Consider the following 17,031-nt stretch of genomic DNA (forward strand, 5'->3'; position numbering starts at 1 on the left):
GACCCCATGGGCAAGATAACACTCAAACACGTCAACAAATCCTTTGGCGAGGTCGCGGTCATCCCCGATATCAACCTCACCATCGAGGATGGGGAATTCGTGGTCTTCGTCGGCCCCTCGGGCTGTGGCAAATCCACTCTGCTCCGCCTGATCGCTGGGTTGGAAGATGTAACCTCGGGCCAGATCGACATTGACGGCACGGATGCCACCTATCTTCCACCCGCCAAGCGCGGACTGGCCATGGTGTTCCAAAGCTATGCGCTTTACCCCCACATGACCGTGCGAAAGAACATCGCCTTCCCGCTGAAAATGGCGGGATTGTCAGAGGATGAGCAGGAGAAAAAGGTTCAGAACGCCGCGCGCATCCTGAACCTGACCAACTATCTTGATCGCCGCCCGGGCCAATTGTCCGGCGGCCAGCGCCAGCGCGTCGCCATCGGACGTGCCATCGTGCGCGAACCGGCGGCCTTTCTGTTTGATGAACCGCTGTCAAACCTTGATGCCGCGCTTCGCGTGACCATGCGGCAGGAAATCACGGAACTGCACCAGACGCTGAAGACCACGATGATCTATGTCACCCATGACCAGGTAGAGGCCATGACAATGGCCGACAAGATCGTCGTCCTGAACGCGGGCAATATTGAACAAGTGGGCTCCCCGCTGGAGTTGTACCACCGCCCCGCAAACCTGTTCGTCGCAGGTTTCATCGGCAGCCCCAAGATGAACCTGATCGCGGGGGCCGAGGCCGAAAAGCACGGCGCCACGACCATCGGCGTCCGCCCCGAACATCTCGATATCGGCGATGGCGGGCCATGGCGCGGGGTCGTGGGCCTGACCGAACATCTGGGATCGGACACCTTCCTCAAGGTGGTGTTGGACAGTGGCGAAACCATCACCGTCCGCGCCAGCGGCGAGGTCGCGCTGCGCCACGGCGACCGCATCGCCCTGTCCCCGCAGGCAGGAAAGATCCACCGCTTCGGCGCTGACGGAAAGGCACTGGCATGAGGTTGCAGGGAAAAACCGCCCTTGTCACAGGGGCCGCGCGGGGCATCGGGCTGGAATTCGCCCGCGCCTACATCGCCGAAGGCGCGCGGGTGGCACTGGCCGATATCAATGCTGATGCGGTTGCCAAGGCCGCAGCCAGCCTTGGCCCGCAGGCGATGGCCGTGCAGATGGATGTGACACGGCAAGACAGCATCGATGCGGGCTTTGATGCGGCGGTGGCGCAGATGGGCCATCTGGATATCCTGATCAACAACGCGGCCCTCTTCACCGCCGCCCCCATCGCCGAAATCACCCGCGCCGATTATGACAAGCTCTTTGCCGTCAATGTCGCGGGCACCCTGTTCTGCCTGCAAGCCGCCGCCCGCCACATGATCGCACGGGGGCAGGGGGGCACGATCATCAACATGGCCTCGCAAGCGGGTCGCCGGGGCGAGGGGCTTGTCGCCGTCTACTGCGCCACCAAGGCCGCTGTGATCAGCCTGACGCAATCCGCTGGGCTCAACCTCATCCAGCACGGCATCAACGTCAATGCCATCGCGCCGGGAGTGGTGGATGGCGAACACTGGGATGGTGTCGATGCCTTCTTCGCCAAATACGAAGGCAAGGCTCCGGGCCAGAAAAAGCGCGAAGTCGGGGCGGCGGTCCCCTTTGGTCGCATGGGCACCGCCGCCGATCTGACGGGTATGGCGATCTTTCTCGCCACGCCCGAGGCCCGCTACATCGTCGCCCAATGCTTTGGCGTCGATGGCGGCAATTGGATGGCCTGACATCATGGCCCCCTGACCCATTCTGCGACCGTGCCGATACTGTGTTCCCTCTCTCCCTTTGAGGCCAAAGATGACCCACCATCCCCGTGCCAGCCTTCCCGCCTATGACCGCAGCCGCCTGACCCCCGGCATCGTGCATATCGGCCTTGGCAATTTTCACCGGGCGCATATGGCCGTCTATCTGGATGACCTGTTCGCGCTGGGCGAGGGGATGGATTGGGCCATCATTGGGGCCGGGGTGCGGGCACCGGATGCCCGGATGCGCGACGCCTTGATGGCGCAGGATTGCCTGTCATCGGTCATCGAACTTGACCCCGCTGGAAAGACCGCCCGCCGCATCGGCGCGATGGTGGATTTCCTGCCCGTTTCGCCCGACAACGCCCCCCTGATCGCCGCCATGTCGCGGCCGGAAATCCGCATCGTGTCCCTTACGGTGACCGAGGGGGGGTATTATGTCGATCCTGCCACCGGCCGCTTTGACCCGAGCCATGCCGATATCGTGGCAGACGCCCGCACCCCCGACCGCCCCGCCACCGCCTTCGGGGCCATCGTGGCGGCGCTGCGGTCCCGGCGCGCGGCAGGCGTGGTGCCCTTCACCGTGATGTCCTGCGACAACCTTCCCGGAAATGGCGAAGTGACCCGTGCCGCCGTCATCGGCCTTGCGCAACTGTCCGATCTGGCGCTGGCCGATTGGATTGCCGCCAACGTCGCCTTTCCCAACGGCATGGTGGACCGCATCACCCCCGCCACCGGCCCGCGCGAACGCGCGATGGCAGCGTCTTTCGGTCTGGCTGATGATCCTGTCCCCGTCACCTGCGAACCTTTTCGCCAATGGGTGCTGGAGGATCACTTCCCCGCCGGACGCCCGCCGCTGGAAAAGGTGGGCGTCACCTTCACCCCCCATGTCCACGCCTATGAGGCGATGAAGATCCGCATCCTGAACGGCGGCCACGCCATCATTGCCTATCCCGGCGGGCTGATGGATATCGAATATGTGCATGAGGCGATGGCCGAACCCCTGATCGCGGGCTTTCTGAACAAGGTCGAACGCGAAGAAATCATCCCCATCGTTCCCCCCGTTCCCGGCACCGATCTGAACGCCTATTTCGACCTGATCCGCGCCCGGTTCTCCAACCCGGAAGTGGCCGATACCGAACGCCGCCTCTGTCTGGATGGATCAAACCGCCAGCCAAAGTTCATCATCCCCTCGATCGCCGATAATCTGGCGCGGGGGCATCTGCCGCGCGGGCTGATCCTGGAAAGCGCGCTGTGGTGCCGTTATTGCATGGGCATTTCGGATCAGGGCCGGGTGATCGAACCCAACGATCCCAACTGGGACAGGCTGCAAGCCACGGCCCGTAGCGCAGCCACCGATCCAGCGGCATGGCTGGCGATGGAAGATATCTACGGCGCGCTGGGCCGCGACCCGCAGGTCATCGCCTGCTTTGCCGGGTTCCTATCCGATCTGGGCGCGCGCGGCGCGCGGGCTGTGCTGGCCGATTATCTGCGGGGCTGACAACAGGCCCCGCCCTGATCGTGGGCAGCGATCTAAAGGCGATCTGCCTTTGCAGCCGCTTGATCGGCTAACGATACGCTCGTGTCGAAATGTTCGTCAAAGAACCGGCGCGACATGATCACAAAGCGGGATTTTCCATGTTCTGACAGGCTGACCGGCTTGGTGGCGGCAGCCTCATAAACCTCGCTCGCCTTGCGGTTCATCGCAGTCTTGGGAAATTCCTTCATGCTCAAGCGGGCCGTCATCCAACTGTCTCCGATTTCAGAACAATGTCTTTGCAATCTCGTTAATGTATGTGAATGCCGGGTCGCTGCGATAACCCAGATGCCAGCGCGGCGGATTTATCCCCCGCGTTTGCCCCGTGATCCACAAATATCCAATGACCGGATGAATAGGCGGACGTTTCTTGGGTCGGCGGTTCCTTGGGCGAACCGCACAAATCTTGTGCATCACTAGGCGCTTCGCCACGGGCCGCCACGCGGCACGACAAAGCCGCGTTGAAGCCGCGCCAGCCGCGCCCATTGGATAGGGCGAGGAGCGCGCATGACAGACCAAACCCCCCTTCACATTCATCAGCGCAGCCGTGGCGAGGCTTCCGTTTGTCTGCGCCTTGATGGCGCGCGCGCGCGGTTGGTCAACCTGCGCCAGATCGGATCGGCCAAGGCGATCCTGCCACGGGTCGGGGCTGTCCCCGAGATCGTTTTCCTAAACACCTCCGGCGGGCTCACGGGCGGCGACAGGCTGTCCTATGCCGTCACGCTGGACGGCGCCCTTTGCGCCACCGCCACCACCCAGACCGCCGAGCGCGCCTATCGCGCGGGTACCGGTGTAGCGCGGGTAGAGGTTGACCTGCGGGTCGGGGCAGGCGGCTGGCTGGACTGGCTGCCACAGGAAACCATCCTTTTCGACGCTGCCGCGCTGGACCGTCGCACCCGCATCGACCTTGCCCCTGGTGCGGGTTGCCTCGCACTGGAAACCGTGGTGCTGGGCCGGGCCGCCATGGGGGAGCACGTGGCCAGTTTAAGGTTCCGCGACCGCCGCGAAATCTGGGACGGTGACCGCCCGATCCACATTGAACCACTGGCCTTGACCGATGCGGCGCTGGACGCCGGGCAAGCGGTGCTGGGCGGCGCGCGGGCCTTTGCCAGCCTTGTGATGGTCGCGCCGGGGCTGGAGGATGCGATCGGCCCGCTGCGCCGCGTGCTGGATGAGCCAGGGGTCGTTGCTGCCGCCTCGGCATTTGACGGGCGGTTGACGCTGCGCGCCGTGGCACAGGACGGCTGGCCCCTGCGCCGCCAGATCGTGCGCGCACTATCGGTTTTGCGGCGCGGGGCGGTGCTGCCGCGCGTCTGGCAGTTTCAGGAGAAGACGGCATGAACCTGACCCCGCGTGAAAAGGACAAGCTGCTGGTCAGCCTCGCCGCCATGGTGGCGCGCGGCAGGCTGGCGCGCGGCGTAAAGCTGAACCACCCCGAAGCCATCGCCTTGATCACCGATTTCGTGGTGGAAGGCGCTCGCGACGGCCGTTCCGTTGCCGATCTGATGGAGGCGGGCGCCCATGTCATCACGCGCGAGCAATGCATGGATGGCATCCCCGAGATGATCCATTCCGTGCAGGTTGAGGCGACCTTCCCCGACGGCACCAAGCTTGTCACCGTTCACCACCCCATCCGCTGAAAGGTATCCCATGGTTCGCATGTTGGCCCCCGTTCTGACGACCCTCGCCTTGCCCGCCTTGGCGCATGACGGCTTTCATCCCCACCCGCACGGCATCCAGTATGGCTGGATCATCGCGGTTGTTGCGGCGGCGGCAGGCGGCTTTGCCCTTGCCTGGCTGCGGGGGCGGAAATGATCCCCGGTGAAATCTTCCCGGCAGAGGGTGAGATCATCCTCAACGCCGAAGCGGCCCAGATCACCCTGATGGTCGCCAATACCGGCGACCGCCCGGTTCAGGTGGGAAGCCATTACCATTTCGCCGAAACCAATCCCGGCCTGTCCTTTGACCGCGCCGCCGCGCGTGGGATGCGGCTGGATATTCCCGCGGGCACCGCCGTGCGGTTTGAACCGGGGCAAAGCCGCGAAGTGGGTCTTGTTCCGCTCAGCGGCGGGCGCACCGTCTATGGTTTCAACGGCAAGGTGATGGGGCCGCTTTGACCGCGCTTGACGCAGGGGCAAGCCGGATGAAAGGCTGAACCCCTGTGCCGGATACCGGCCTGCCCATGCAGCCGGGGCTGCGGGGAAAGACCAGGAAAACAAGGAGGCTACCATGTGTGACACCTGCCTTATCGAGTCGGTCAAGCAATCCATGCTGTCGCGCCGCGCTCTTTTCACCGGCGCCGCCGCAACGACGGCAGCGGTCATGGCATCTGGCCTGACGACGGCCCGCCCGGCATTGGCGCAGGCTGCGGGGCGCGTGGTCGATCTGACCCACGCCTATGACGGGGCTTTCCCGACATTCGATGGCAATCCCGGCATCATTTACGAACCGGCCGTCAAGTTCGCCGATTCCGGTTATCAACTGTGGAAGCTGACGATCTTTGAACATACCGGCACGCATATCGACGCACCGCTGCACTTCACCGAAGATGGCACGTCGGTCGCCGATCTTGCACCGGAACGGCTGATGTGCCCGCTCTGTATCATCGACATAAAGGCGAAAGCGGCGGAAGACCCCAACGCCATGGTCGAACCTGCCGATATTGAGGCTTGGGTCAGCGCAAATGGTGACATTCCCGCCGGGGCCTGCGTCGCGATGAATTCGGGCTGGGCTGCCAAGGTGGGTGATCCTTCCTATCGCAACGATCCGGAGGGCAAGTTCGCTTTCCCCGGCTTCTCCAAAGCAGCGACCGACATGCTGGCTGGCCTTGATGCGGCTTGCATCGGGGTGGATACCCTGTCGCTCGACCCCGGCAATTCCGCCGATTTCGCCGTGCATTTCAGCTGGCTGCCGGGCGGGCGCTTCGGGATCGAAAACCTCGCCGGGTTGGACGGGCTTCCCGCCGCCGGGGCGACAGTCTTCATCGGTGCGCCCAAACACAAGACGGGCACAGGCGGCCCGGCACGCGTGATGGCGGTGGTCTGATGGCGGTTGCGCCGATCCTTTCGGACAAGGCGGCGGGGGCAGAAGCCCTCGCCGTGTTCGATGACATCCGGGCCAAGCGGAACACCGACTACGTCAACAACTTCTGGCGCGCGCTGGCCGCCGACCCGGCCCTTTTGCGTGCAACCTGGGAAAGGTTGCAGGTCGTGATGGGGCCCGGCCATCTCGACCCGCTGGTGAAAGAGATGATCTATGTGGCCGTGTCGGTGACCAATGGGTGCAGCTATTGCATCCATTCCCACACGGCGGCGGCCCGCGCCAAGGGCATGACTGATGCCCAGCATGGCGAGTTGATGGCCGTTATCGCCATGGCCGCCCAGACCAATGCGCTGGCCACTGCGCTGCAAGTGCCTGTCGATGATCGTTTCATGGTCGACACGCAGACGCAGGACGCGGCGCCAGCATGACCCGATCCGAGGAGTGACCCGATGCCCTATGCGATGACCCGCGCCGCCTATGCCGACATGTACGGCCCCACTGTGGGCGACAAGGTCCGCCTTGGCGACACCGACCTGATCATCGAGGTAGAGCGTGATCTGATCGCCGAGCGCTCCTCGCAAGGGGCCAACGCGCTGCGCTACGGCGAAGAGGTCAAGTTCGGCGGCGGCAAGGTCATCCGCGACGGGATGGGACAAAGCCAGATCACCCGTGCAGCGGGCGCGATGGATACCGTCATCACCAATGCGCTGATCGTGGATTGGACGGGCATCTACAAGGCCGATGTCGGCCTGCGGGATGGCCGGATCGCCAAGATCGGCAAGGCAGGCAACCCCGACACCCAGCCGGGGGTGGATGTGATCATCGGGCCAGGGACCGAGATCATCGCCGGCGAAGGCCGCATCCTGACGGCGGGCGCGATGGACGCGCATATCCATTTCATCGCGCCGCAGCAGATCGACGATGCGCTCCATTCCGGGATCACCACCATGCTAGGCGGCGGCACCGGCCCCGCCCATGGCACACTTGCCACAACCTGCACGCCGGGGCCGTGGCATATCGCGCGGATGATGCAGGCGGCGGATGCCTTTCCGATGAACCTGGCCTTTGCAGGCAAGGGCAACGCCTCACTTCCTGCCGCGTTGGAGGAACAGATCCGCGCCGGTGCCTGCGCGTTGAAACTGCACGAGGATTGGGGAACGACCCCCGCCGCCATTGATTGCTGCCTGACTGTGGCCGATGCGATGGACGTGCAGGTGATGATCCACACCGATACGCTCAACGAATCCGGTTTCGTGGAAAACACCCTCGCCGCCATCCGGGGCCGGACGATCCACGCCTTCCACACCGAAGGCGCGGGCGGCGGCCATGCGCCCGACATCATCAAGGTGGTCAGCAGCCAGAATGTGCTGCCTTCCTCCACCAACCCCACGATGCCCTACACCGTGAACACGATCGAGGAACACCTCGACATGCTGATGGTGTGCCACCACCTTGATCGCAAGGTGCCGGAAGATGTGGCCTTTGCCGAAAGCCGCATCCGGCGCGAAACCATCGCGGCCGAGGATATCCTGCACGATCTGGGGGCGTTTTCGGTGATATCGTCGGACAGTCAGGCGATGGGCCGGGTGGGCGAGGTGATCACCCGCACATGGCAGACCGCGCACAAGATGAAGGTGCAACGCGGCCGACTAGAGGGTGAGATGGGCGCGAATGACAATCTGCGTGTCCGCCGCTACATCGCCAAATACACGATCAACCCTGCCGTGGCGCATGGCCTGTCGCGCCATATCGGCAGCGTGGAAGAAGGGAAGCGCGCCGATCTGGTTCTCTGGTCGCCCGCGTTTTTCGGGGCCAAGCCGGAAATGGTGCTGATCGGCGGCTGTATCGTCGTGGCACAGATGGGCGATCCCAACGCATCCATTCCCACGCCGCAGCCGGTGCATACGCGGCCCATGTTCGGGGCCTTTGGCCGCAGCGTGGAGCGCAACGCGGTGGTTTTTGTCAGCCAGGCGGGGCAAGAGGCCGATGTTCGGGGGCAATACGGACTCGCCAAGGAAACGCTGGCGGTGGAAGGATGCCGTGGCATTGGCAAGCGCGACATGCGCCTGAACGATGCCACCCCGCAGATCGAGGTTGATCCTGAAACCTACGAAGTGCGCGCCGATGGTGTGTTGCTGACCTGCGAGCCGGCGACCGAACTGCCGCTGGCCCAACGGTATTTCCTGTTCTGACCGGGCAAAACTGCCATGCGCGACAGTCAGTCCTGGTCAATGCATGGCCGCATGATCATCGCCCCGCCGGATGGGCCAACCCGGGCGCGGAAGGCGGGTTTGCAGCGCAAGCGTGCTGACGCGGGTTTGCACGCGTTCTCGCCAGTAGGCCGGGTTTTCGCGGATAACATCGGGCAAAAGCGCCGGATCGAACATGCGGACGCGATGTTCGGTCACCTCGACCCGGTGCCAACGCCCGGTCAGGCTTGTGGATGGCGCAGTCAGGATCACGTCGCGCAATGCCGCTTCGCGCTGTTTCAAGCGGGCGATTTCCGCCCGGATTTCGGCAAGTTCATCGACGGGGGACAGGTGATGCATGGTCTTCTCCCTCTGTGCAGGCCAAGGATGGGGTTGAGGGATTAACAAGCCATGACGACGCGACGGGGCTGAGATGATAAACTGCAATCCGGGTGACCAAACGGCAAAGGGGCGCTGACCGATGACTGACTATCCGCTTGCCCATGCATTGATCCGCCGGGCCGCCGTCGGGGGGCGCGACCCGGTTGATCAGGTCGTGCTGGGCTATGACGAACGGTTCCTGCGCCGCAAACGTCTGATGACGGCAGCGGATCGCGGCGTGATGATCGACCTGCCCGAAACCACCAGCGCCGAAGCGGGAGATTGCTTTGAACTGATGGATGGCCGCCTGATCGCCGTGGTCGCGGCGGCGGAACCGGTGCTGATCATCAAGGGCGATCTTCCGCGTCTTGCCTGGCATATCGGCAACCGCCACACCCCCTGCCAGATCGAAGATGACCGGCTGGTCATCCGCGATGACCATGTGCTCAAGGCAATGCTGGTGCAGTTGGGCGGCACCGTGACCCACGCGATGGAACCCTTCACGCCCGAAGGCGGGGCCTATGGTCATGGCCGCACGATGGGCCACGATCACGGCCACGCACAGGGCCATGTGCCCCATGTCTTTACCCTGTCCCATCCCCATGGCGCGATGCAGGTGCAGCACCGTGCGTCGCACCGGGTGGATGCCGATGAACCGGATCAGCCCGACGAATGACCGCCGCCGGATTGATGACCCTCGTCCAGTGGCTCTCGCCCGCCTTTCCAACGGGCGGCTTTGCCTATTCGCACGGGATGGAACAGGTCATCCACGACGGCGGCATCGCCTCGGGCGCTGATCTGGAGGCATGGCTGGCCGATGTACTGCGGTTCGGCGCGGGCAAGCAGGACGCAATCCTGTTATCCGCTGCGCTGGAACCCGGGGCGGATCATGCCGCGCTGGGCGCACTTGCCGTCGCACTTCAACCCTCCGCCGAACGGTTGCGGGAAACGGCGGATCAGGGAGCGGCCTTTGCCCGCGCCGTTTCTGCGCTGACCGGGCAAGAGATGGCATCGTATCCGTTGCCAGTGGCCGTCGGTTCGGCTGCGCAGGGGCTGGGGCTCGAGAAATCGCAGGTGATTGCGCTGTATCTGCATGCCTTCACATCCAACCTCATCTCGGTGGCCGTCCGCTTTGTGCCGCTGGGCCAGAATGAGGGGCAGGCGGCGCTGGCTGCGCTGCACCCGCTGATCCAGTCAATTGCGGATACGGCGGCGGGGCAGGGGGTGGACGCCATCGAAAGCGCGGCCTTCGGGGCCGATCTGGCCGCCATGCGGCATGAAGGAATGGACGTAAGGATTTTCAAGACATGACGGGACATGGACCTTTGCGCGTCGGGATCGGCGGGCCGGTGGGCGTGGGCAAGACGACGCTGACAGAACAGCTCTGCCGTGCACTTGCGCATCGCTGTTCGATGGCCGTCATCACCAACGACATCTATACCCGCGAGGATGCCGAATACCTGATGCGTGCGCAGGTTCTACCGGTGGAACGTATCCGGGGCGTGGAAACCGGCGGCTGCCCCCATACCGCGATCCGTGAGGATGCATCGATCAATCTGGCGGCGGTGGCTGATCTCCGCGGGGCCTTCCCCGACCTCGACCTGATCCTTATCGAAAGCGGAGGCGACAATCTGGCCGCGACCTACAGCCCGGAACTGGCTGACATCACCATTTATGTGATCGACACCGCTGCCGGGCAGGACATTCCGCGCAAACGCGGGCCAGGGGTGACGCGGTCCGATCTTCTGGTGGTCAACAAGACCGACCTCGCCCCCCATGTCGGGGTGGATATCGCCTTGCTTGAATCAGACACGCAACGCGCCCGCGGCAGCCGCCCCTATGTGATGGCGCGGCTGCGGCAGGGCGTGGGGATCGAGGCGATCGTGGCCTTTCTGGAACGCGAGGGCGGTCTGGCACTGGCGAACTAGCCGCACGCGCCCATCTCAAACGCTGCCGCAGTCCAGTGCATAGGTGCGGTTGATCGCGCCATTATACAGCGTGGACTGGCTGGAAACGATTGCCACAGGACGGCAGCCCGTGCCGCGAATGATGTAATCTGCTGCCTCGGCATCGGTCAGCGGGTATTCCACCGGGAAGGCGACCTCTGCCATATTGCCTTCGCGCGTCACGTTCAGGCCCATGCCCGTGGGCAGAATGAACTGTCGCGTCGCGCCATATTGGCGGCTGCCGTCTGGGTTGATGGGAACGCTTGGATAGCAAGCGGTCAGGAACAGGGCGGCACTCAGGCCAAGGGCGGTTTTCAACACGGGTTCACCTTTCACTACGCCGCTGCCAACGGTATCTGCGCGCTCTGCGCGGCGTCCAGCCCCCTTCTCCGCCGGGCGAACGGACTGTTTCCATTCCCGGCAGTTTGCGACGTTTCGCTGCCAGAAATCGCCCTGAGTCGCCTGATTCCGGCTTTGCGCGCGATGAAAAAATCAGCGTATGCCGCGCTGCTGCGGAAGTTTTAAGCGTATATCACGAGTTTGGCATACCACTTTGAGACTTTCGTCGGTGAAAGTTGCCGCGCTGCGGCGATGGCGGTCTTCTGCCTCTGGCGGGGCCGCTGCGGCCGCCGCGAAAGAAAAGATGTGCGGCAGGGGTTTCGATGTGGAAGTCCGCCCCCACCGCACGGGGTGCAACCTGAGTTGCCTCTCGAAGATAGTGACCCCATCCTGGAAAGGGAAGGGCAGGCTTCGGGCGGTCTCGAAAGAGGATTACCTAATGAACAAGATCAAGGGGATGATGCTGGGCGGCGCGATGGGCATGGCCTTCGCCGGTGCCGCGCTGGCGCAGGAGGAAACGATCAAGGTCGGCGTCCTGCACTCGCTGTCGGGAACGATGGCGATCTCGGAAACGACGCTGAAAGACACCATGCTGATGCTGATTGAAGAGCAGAACGCCAAGGGCGGCCTGCTGGGCAAGCAGCTTGAGGCGGTGGTCGTAGATCCGGCCTCTGACTGGCCGCTGTTTGCCGAAAAGGCCCGCGAACTGCTGACCGTTTCGAATGTCGACGTAATGTTCGGCTGCTGGACGTCGGTGTCGCGCAAATCGGTTCTGCCGGTGATCGAGGAACTGAACGGCTTGCTGTTCTACCCGGTGCAGTATGAAGGCGAGGAATCGTCCAAGAACGTCTTCTACACCGGCGCCGCCCCGAACCAGCAGGCGATCCCGGCCACGGATTACTTCCTCGAAGAACTGGGGGTCGAGAAATTCGCCCTGCTCGGCACGGACTATGTCTATCCGCGCACCACGAACAACATCCTGGAATCCTATCTGGTCTCCAAGGGCATCGCGAAGGAAGACATCTTCGTGAACTACACCCCCTTCGGCCATTCGGACTGGTCCAAGATCGTTGCCGATGTCGTCGCACTGGGTGCTGACGGCAAAAAGGTTGGCGTGATCTCCACCATCAACGGTGATGCCAATATCGGCTTCTACAAGGAACTCGCCGCCGCTGGCGTCTCTGCCGATGAAATCCCCGTCGTCGCCTTCTCGGTTGGCGAAGAGGAACTGTCGGGTCTGGATACGTCGAACCTCGTGGGTCACCTCGCGGCGTGGAACTATTTCCAAACCGCTGACACCCCCGAAAACGCCGCGTTCATTGAAAAGTGGAAGGCCTTCGCTGGCCCCGAGCGTGTGACGAATGACCCGATGGAAGCCCATGTCATCGGCTTCAACATGTGGGTGCAGGCCGTTGAAAAGGCAGGCACGACTGATGTCGATGCCGTGCGCGAGGCGATGTATGGCCTTGAAGTGCCGAACCTGACGGGCGGCGTTGCTAAGATGCTGCCGAACCACCACCTGACCAAGCCGGTTCTGATCGGCGAAATCCGGGCGGATGGCCAGTTCGACATCATCAGTCAGACTGAACCGGTTGCCGGTGATGCCTGGACCGACTTCCTGCCAGAATCGGCGGTGCTGGAATCCGACTGGGCCGAACTGGACTGCGGCATGTACAACACCGAAACCAAGACCTGCGTGCAGATCAAATCGAACTACTGATCTGACCGAAGTATCGGGGGGCCGGATGTCCTGGCCCCCCTTTCTTGTATGCAGGATCCCATGCGCCGCATCCTCCTTTCCCTTGCCGCCGTCTTGCTGCTGGCCTTACCCGGCCTTGCGCAGGAGCAGTCGGCCACCGACATCCTGACCGCGAACCGCGCGCTGATCGAAAAGCCCACACGGGCCACGATCACCCCGGTGATCGCCGCCCTCGCCGAAAGTGGCGACCCGTTGGCGGCAACGGTGCTGGGGGCCTGGGTGAACCGTGGCTTGGGTGTGCGCAAGGCTGACGGTGCCTTCTTCCTGATCGAAACCACGTCCGAGGGTTGGGCACTGCGCGATCTTGCAGGGGCCGATGCCGGGACTGCCGCGAAATCCGATATCACTGAACTGCGTCCCAATGCCGGGGTGCGCGGGATGATTTCCACCGCGCTGGTGCAATTCACCCTGTCAGACCCGGATCCTGCCAAGCGTGCTGACGCGCTGCAATCCATTGCCCGCGATCCCGAAGCCGCCCATCTTGAACCGCTGCGCGCCTCGCTGGCTTCAGAGGCTGACCCTGCGCTGAAGGCCCAGAAAGAGCGGCTCGAACGGCTGCTGACCCTGCGCTTTGATCCCGACAGCGCCGCCCGCGTGGCCGCCATCGAAAGCTTCGGCTCCGATCTCGGGCTTGATCTGCGCGGCGCGCTTAACCCCTTGGTCGCCACGCGGCAAATTGCCTTTGTCGGCGACCTGCCTGCAGACATGAACCTTGCCCGCGAACTTGAACCGGGCAGCGATCTTACAGCGGTGGAGGCTTACGATCTGCTGGTCGCCGCCGATATGGCACCCGCCCGCCTGACGGTCGAGGAATCGCGTGCTGCGCTTCTGGCCAATATCGTGGATGGTGCAGTGGCAGGAATTCCTGTGGCTGACCTGGGCACGCAAGCCGCCCGCGACCAAGCCTATACTGCGTTGGAGGCCGCCGGAACCGTGCCCCCCGCCGCAACCGATGCCGAGGTCGCCGCCGCTATCGCAGAACACCGCTTCGCCGAAGTTTACGCCGAACCCGACCCGGCAGTCACTTCCGCCGCCCGCGCGGCGCTGGACCGGATCGGCAGGACCGTCGGTGCGATGCAGACGGCAGACCTTGCGCTGGATGCCATCTCGCTTGCTTCGATCTACTTCCTGGCGGCCATCGGCCTCGCGATCACCTTCGGTGTCATGCGGGTGATCAATATGGCCCATGGCGAATTCATCATGATGGGGGCCTATACGGGGTATGTGGTGCAGCTGTTCATCACCAATTACACCCTGTCGATCATCGTGGCGTTGCCTTTGGCCTTTGCCGTCACTTTCGCCGCCGGTGTGGCGATGGAGCGGTTGGTGATCCGCCACCTCTACAAGCGCCCGCTGGAAACGCTGCTTGCCACTTTCGGCATCTCGATCGCCCTCCAACAGATTGCCAAGAACATCTTCGGCACGCAGGCTCGCCCACTGACAGCGCCGGGCTGGCTTGATGGCGCGTTGACCTTCAACGATGTGGTGTCGATCAGCTATATCCGCATCGCCATTTTCGTGCTGGCCATGGTGTTTCTGCTGTTCTTCCTCTGGCTGATGAAACGCACGCGGCTGGGGCTTGAGGTGCGGGCGGTTACGCAGAACCCCTCCATGGCAGCCTCGATGGGCATCAACCCGGACCGGATCAACATGCTCACTTTCGGCCTCGGCTCGGGCATTGCGGGTATCGCGGGTGTGGCCATTGGCCTGTTCGCTAAGGTCACGTCCGAGCTTGGGTCTGATTATATCGTGCAAAGCTTCATGACGGTGGTTGTGGGCGGCGTGGGCAACATCTGGGGCACACTGGCCGGGGCCTTCCTCATCGGTTCGCTGCAGAAGGGGATCGAATGGCTCAACCCGTCCAACACGCTGGCGGCGCAGACCTACATGATCCTTTTCATCATCCTCTTCATCCAGTTCCGCCCGCGGGGGATCATCGCCCTCAAGGGCCGCGCGGCGGGGGATTGAGGATGCGCAGCAATGCCTACCGTCTCTGTACATCTTCTCTGGAAAAATATCCCGGCGGTCCGGGGGCTGGCCCCCGGTCCGTTCGTTTCCTAAAGCGACAGGCCGCAGCATGAGCCGCAGTTTCCTTGCCAAGAACCCCTCCGTCCTCTGGTTCATCCTGATCCTCGCGATCTTCACCCTCGGCGTGACGATCCTGTCCGAGGCGTATGGCGTGGCCTTCATCTCCACCTCCTTCGTCAAGACGCTGGGCAAGACGCTTTGCCTCTGCCTCGTTGCGCTGGCGATGGATCTGATCTGGGGCTATGCGGGCATCCTCTCGCTTGGCCACATGGCGTTCTTCGCCATCGGCGGCTACATGCTGGGAATGTGGCTGATGTATGCCCGGACCGAAGAGATCGTCGTCGCGGCCCTCGCACAGGGCGGTTTGCCTGCAACGCCGGAAGAAGTGCGACAAGGCATCGCCACGCAGATCTTCGGCGTGGTCGGCGCGTCTGAGTTCCCGCCGATCTGGTTCCTCGCCCATTCCTTCTGGGGCCAACTGCTTCTGGTGGTGGCCGTTCCGGGTGTGCTGGCGCTGGTCTTCGGCTGGCTCGCCTTCCGCAGCCGCGTCACGGGGGTCTATCTGTCGATCCTGACACAGGCCATGACGCTCGCCCTGGCGCTCTATCTGTTCCAGAACGATTCCGGCCTGCGCGGCAATAACGGCCTGTCTGGGTTGCAGAACATCCCCGGTCTTGGCGATGCGTCGCAGGATGCGCTGTCAATCTGGTTCTTTTGGGCCTCGGCCTTCGCGCTGGGGGTGACCTATGTGCTGCTGACATGGGTGGTGTCGGGTAAGTTCGGATCGGTGATCCGCGCCATCCGCGATGATGAACAGCGCGTCCGCTTCCTTGGCTACTCGGTCGAAGGTTACAAGCTTTTCGTTTTCACCCTGACGGCGGTGATCGCCGCCATTGCTGGGGCGCTGTACTATCCGCAGGCGGGCATTATCAACCCGGCGGAACTCGCCCCCATCGCCAGCATCTATCTGGCGGTCTGGGTTGCCATTGGCGGGCGCGGGCGGCTTTACGGGGCGGTGATCGGCGCGGCCTTTGTCTCGCTGCTGTCGTCTTGGTTCACCGGGGGCCGCGCGCCCTCTATCCCGCTGGGCTTTTACACGATCAACTGGGTGGATTGGTGGCTGGTGCTGCTGGGCCTGTCTTTCGTGGCCGTCACGCTCTTTGCGCCCAAGGGGATCGGCGGTCTGTTCGACCTCTGGCAGGGCCTGCGCAGTCCGGATCGCAAGGGCGCGGCGCTGGGCCCGGATGACAGTTCGCTTCAAGAAAAGGAGGCTTTGAAATGACCGCGCTTCTGGAAGTGTCGGGCGTGTCGGTCACCTTTGACGGGTTCCGCGCCATCAACAACCTGTCCTTTTCCATCGACGCACAGGAACTGCGCGCAATCATCGGGCCGAACGGGGCGGGCAAGACCACCTTCATGGATATTGTCACCGGAAAAACGCGGCCCGACAGTGGTTCGGTGACCTTCGGCGAACGCTCCATATCGCTTCTGTCACTCTCCGAAGCCGAGATTGCGCGGGCCGGCGTCGGCCGCAAGTTCCAGCGCCCCACCGTGTTCGAAGATCAGTCAGTGGCCGATAACCTGACCATGGCGCTGAAAGCAGCGCGCGCGCCCTGGCGGGTTCTGTTCTGGAAAGAAGGGCCTGCCGACCGTGCACGGGTGCAGGACCTCGCTGCCGAAGTGGGCCTTGCCGATCACCTTGAACGCAAGTCTGGCGAATTGAGCCATGGGCAAAAGCAATGGCTCGAAATCGGGATGCTGCTCGCGCAGGAACCGCGCCTGCTGCTGGTGGATGAACCTGCCGCAGGCATGACACTGGCCGAACGCGAACACACAACCGCACTGCTGGTGGAAATGGCCAAGACGCGCGCCGTGGTGGTGGTGGAGCATGACATGGAATTCGTCCGTCGGCTGAACTGCAAGGTGACCGTGCTGCACGAAGGTGCAGTGCTGGCCGAAGGATCGCTGGATCACGTCACCAAGAACCAGCAAGTCATCGAAGTCTATCTGGGGCGGGGCTGAG

20 protein-coding genes are annotated in these 17,031 nt (G+C 63.3%); 17 read left to right on the forward strand and 3 right to left on the reverse strand.

Annotated features, from left to right (window positions below):
- Window positions 1–6: 6 nt before the first annotated feature.
- The 3 genes from RSE12_09630 to RSE12_09640 all read left to right on the forward strand — a co-directional run bounded on the left by RSE12_09630 (window position 7) and on the right by RSE12_09640 (window position 3,288).
- Window positions 7–1,005: an ABC transporter ATP-binding protein gene (locus tag RSE12_09630; GenBank protein ID WRH64560.1), complete on the forward strand. Its 999-nt coding sequence runs from the start codon at window positions 7–9 to the stop codon at window positions 1,003–1,005.
- Window positions 1,002–1,772 carry an L-iditol 2-dehydrogenase gene (locus tag RSE12_09635; protein WRH64561.1) on the forward strand — a complete coding sequence of 257 codons (771 nt, stop codon included), beginning with the start codon at window positions 1,002–1,004 and terminating at the stop codon, window positions 1,770–1,772. Before RSE12_09630 ends, RSE12_09635 begins: the two co-directional genes overlap by 4 nt.
- 70 nt (window positions 1,773–1,842) lie before the next feature.
- Complete coding sequence (locus tag RSE12_09640; protein WRH64562.1) at window positions 1,843–3,288, forward strand: mannitol dehydrogenase family protein; 1,446 nt, start codon at window positions 1,843–1,845, stop codon at window positions 3,286–3,288.
- 32 nt (window positions 3,289–3,320) lie between these two features.
- On the opposite strand, the gene RSE12_09645 is transcribed toward RSE12_09640, so the two are convergent.
- Window positions 3,321–3,533, reverse strand: a complete 213-nt coding sequence (locus RSE12_09645) for a hypothetical protein (protein WRH64563.1) — start codon at window positions 3,531–3,533, stop codon at window positions 3,321–3,323.
- A gap of 298 nt (window positions 3,534–3,831) precedes the next feature.
- Here RSE12_09645 and RSE12_09650 point away from each other — a divergent pair, with 298 nt between their 5' ends.
- The 7 genes from RSE12_09650 (at window position 3,832) to ureC (ending at window position 8,558) form a co-directional block, all read left to right on the forward strand.
- On the forward strand, window positions 3,832–4,665 hold the full coding sequence (locus RSE12_09650) for an urease accessory protein UreD (protein ID WRH64564.1): 834 nt from the start codon (window positions 3,832–3,834) through the stop codon (window positions 4,663–4,665).
- Complete coding sequence (locus RSE12_09655) at window positions 4,662–4,964, forward strand: urease subunit gamma (protein ID WRH64565.1); 303 nt, start codon at window positions 4,662–4,664, stop codon at window positions 4,962–4,964. The genes RSE12_09650 and RSE12_09655 overlap by 4 nt, the downstream gene beginning before the upstream one ends.
- Window positions 4,965–4,974: 10 nt before the next feature.
- Window positions 4,975–5,139 carry a hypothetical protein gene (locus tag RSE12_09660; protein WRH64566.1) on the forward strand — a complete coding sequence of 55 codons (165 nt, stop codon included), beginning with the start codon at window positions 4,975–4,977 and terminating at the stop codon, window positions 5,137–5,139.
- Window positions 5,136–5,441 carry an urease subunit beta gene (locus RSE12_09665; GenBank protein ID WRH64567.1) on the forward strand — a complete coding sequence of 102 codons (306 nt, stop codon included), beginning with the start codon at window positions 5,136–5,138 and terminating at the stop codon, window positions 5,439–5,441. The genes RSE12_09660 and RSE12_09665 overlap by 4 nt, the downstream gene beginning before the upstream one ends.
- Window positions 5,442–5,553: 112 nt before the next feature.
- The gene (locus RSE12_09670; GenBank protein ID WRH64568.1) at window positions 5,554–6,369 is read left to right on the forward strand and encodes a cyclase family protein; all 816 of its coding nucleotides are present in this window, start codon (window positions 5,554–5,556) and stop codon (window positions 6,367–6,369) included.
- Window positions 6,369–6,794: a carboxymuconolactone decarboxylase family protein gene (locus RSE12_09675; protein WRH64569.1), complete on the forward strand. Its 426-nt coding sequence runs from the start codon at window positions 6,369–6,371 to the stop codon at window positions 6,792–6,794. Before RSE12_09670 ends, RSE12_09675 begins: the two co-directional genes overlap by 1 nt.
- Window positions 6,795–6,815: 21 nt before the next feature.
- Window positions 6,816–8,558: an urease subunit alpha gene (gene ureC / locus RSE12_09680; protein WRH64570.1), complete on the forward strand. Its 1,743-nt coding sequence runs from the start codon at window positions 6,816–6,818 to the stop codon at window positions 8,556–8,558.
- A gap of 36 nt (window positions 8,559–8,594) precedes the next feature.
- On the opposite strand, the gene RSE12_09685 is transcribed toward ureC, so the two are convergent.
- Window positions 8,595–8,915, reverse strand: coding sequence for a hypothetical protein (locus RSE12_09685; protein ID WRH64571.1), 321 nt, complete (start codon window positions 8,913–8,915; stop codon window positions 8,595–8,597).
- Window positions 8,916–9,036: 121 nt separating this feature from the next.
- On the opposite strand from RSE12_09685, the gene RSE12_09690 reads away from it, so the two are divergent.
- The 3 genes from RSE12_09690 to ureG are packed head-to-tail and all read left to right on the forward strand — an operon-like array spanning window position 9,037 to window position 10,864.
- Complete coding sequence (locus tag RSE12_09690) at window positions 9,037–9,612, forward strand: urease accessory protein UreE (GenBank protein ID WRH64572.1); 576 nt, start codon at window positions 9,037–9,039, stop codon at window positions 9,610–9,612.
- On the forward strand, window positions 9,609–10,247 hold the full coding sequence (locus RSE12_09695; GenBank protein WRH64573.1) for an urease accessory UreF family protein: 639 nt from the start codon (window positions 9,609–9,611) through the stop codon (window positions 10,245–10,247). The genes RSE12_09690 and RSE12_09695 overlap by 4 nt, the downstream gene beginning before the upstream one ends.
- The gene (gene ureG / locus RSE12_09700; GenBank protein WRH64574.1) at window positions 10,244–10,864 is read left to right on the forward strand and encodes an urease accessory protein UreG; all 621 of its coding nucleotides are present in this window, start codon (window positions 10,244–10,246) and stop codon (window positions 10,862–10,864) included. Before RSE12_09695 ends, ureG begins: the two co-directional genes overlap by 4 nt.
- Window positions 10,865–10,879: 15 nt before the next feature.
- Here ureG and RSE12_09705 read toward each other — a convergent pair whose 3' ends face one another.
- Window positions 10,880–11,200, reverse strand: coding sequence for a hypothetical protein (locus tag RSE12_09705; protein ID WRH64575.1), 321 nt, complete (start codon window positions 11,198–11,200; stop codon window positions 10,880–10,882).
- A 460-nt stretch (window positions 11,201–11,660) separates the two neighbouring features.
- Here RSE12_09705 and urtA point away from each other — a divergent pair, with 460 nt between their 5' ends.
- From urtA to urtD, 4 genes are all read left to right on the forward strand, one after another.
- Window positions 11,661–12,941, forward strand: a complete 1,281-nt coding sequence (gene urtA / locus RSE12_09710) for an urea ABC transporter substrate-binding protein (protein WRH64576.1) — start codon at window positions 11,661–11,663, stop codon at window positions 12,939–12,941.
- A gap of 60 nt (window positions 12,942–13,001) precedes the next feature.
- Window positions 13,002–14,948, forward strand: coding sequence for an urea ABC transporter permease subunit UrtB (gene urtB / locus RSE12_09715; protein ID WRH64577.1), 1,947 nt, complete (start codon window positions 13,002–13,004; stop codon window positions 14,946–14,948).
- A gap of 109 nt (window positions 14,949–15,057) precedes the next feature.
- Complete coding sequence (urtC, locus tag RSE12_09720; protein WRH64578.1) at window positions 15,058–16,290, forward strand: urea ABC transporter permease subunit UrtC; 1,233 nt, start codon at window positions 15,058–15,060, stop codon at window positions 16,288–16,290.
- A complete protein-coding gene (gene urtD / locus RSE12_09725) occupies window positions 16,287–17,030 on the forward strand; it encodes an urea ABC transporter ATP-binding protein UrtD (protein WRH64579.1) in 744 nt (247 codons plus the stop codon). The genes urtC and urtD overlap by 4 nt, the downstream gene beginning before the upstream one ends.
- Window position 17,031: the final 1 nt, after the last annotated feature.

This window comes from Fuscovulum sp. (assembly GCA_035192965.1).
Taxonomy (GTDB): Bacteria; Pseudomonadota; Alphaproteobacteria; order Rhodobacterales; family Rhodobacteraceae; genus Paragemmobacter.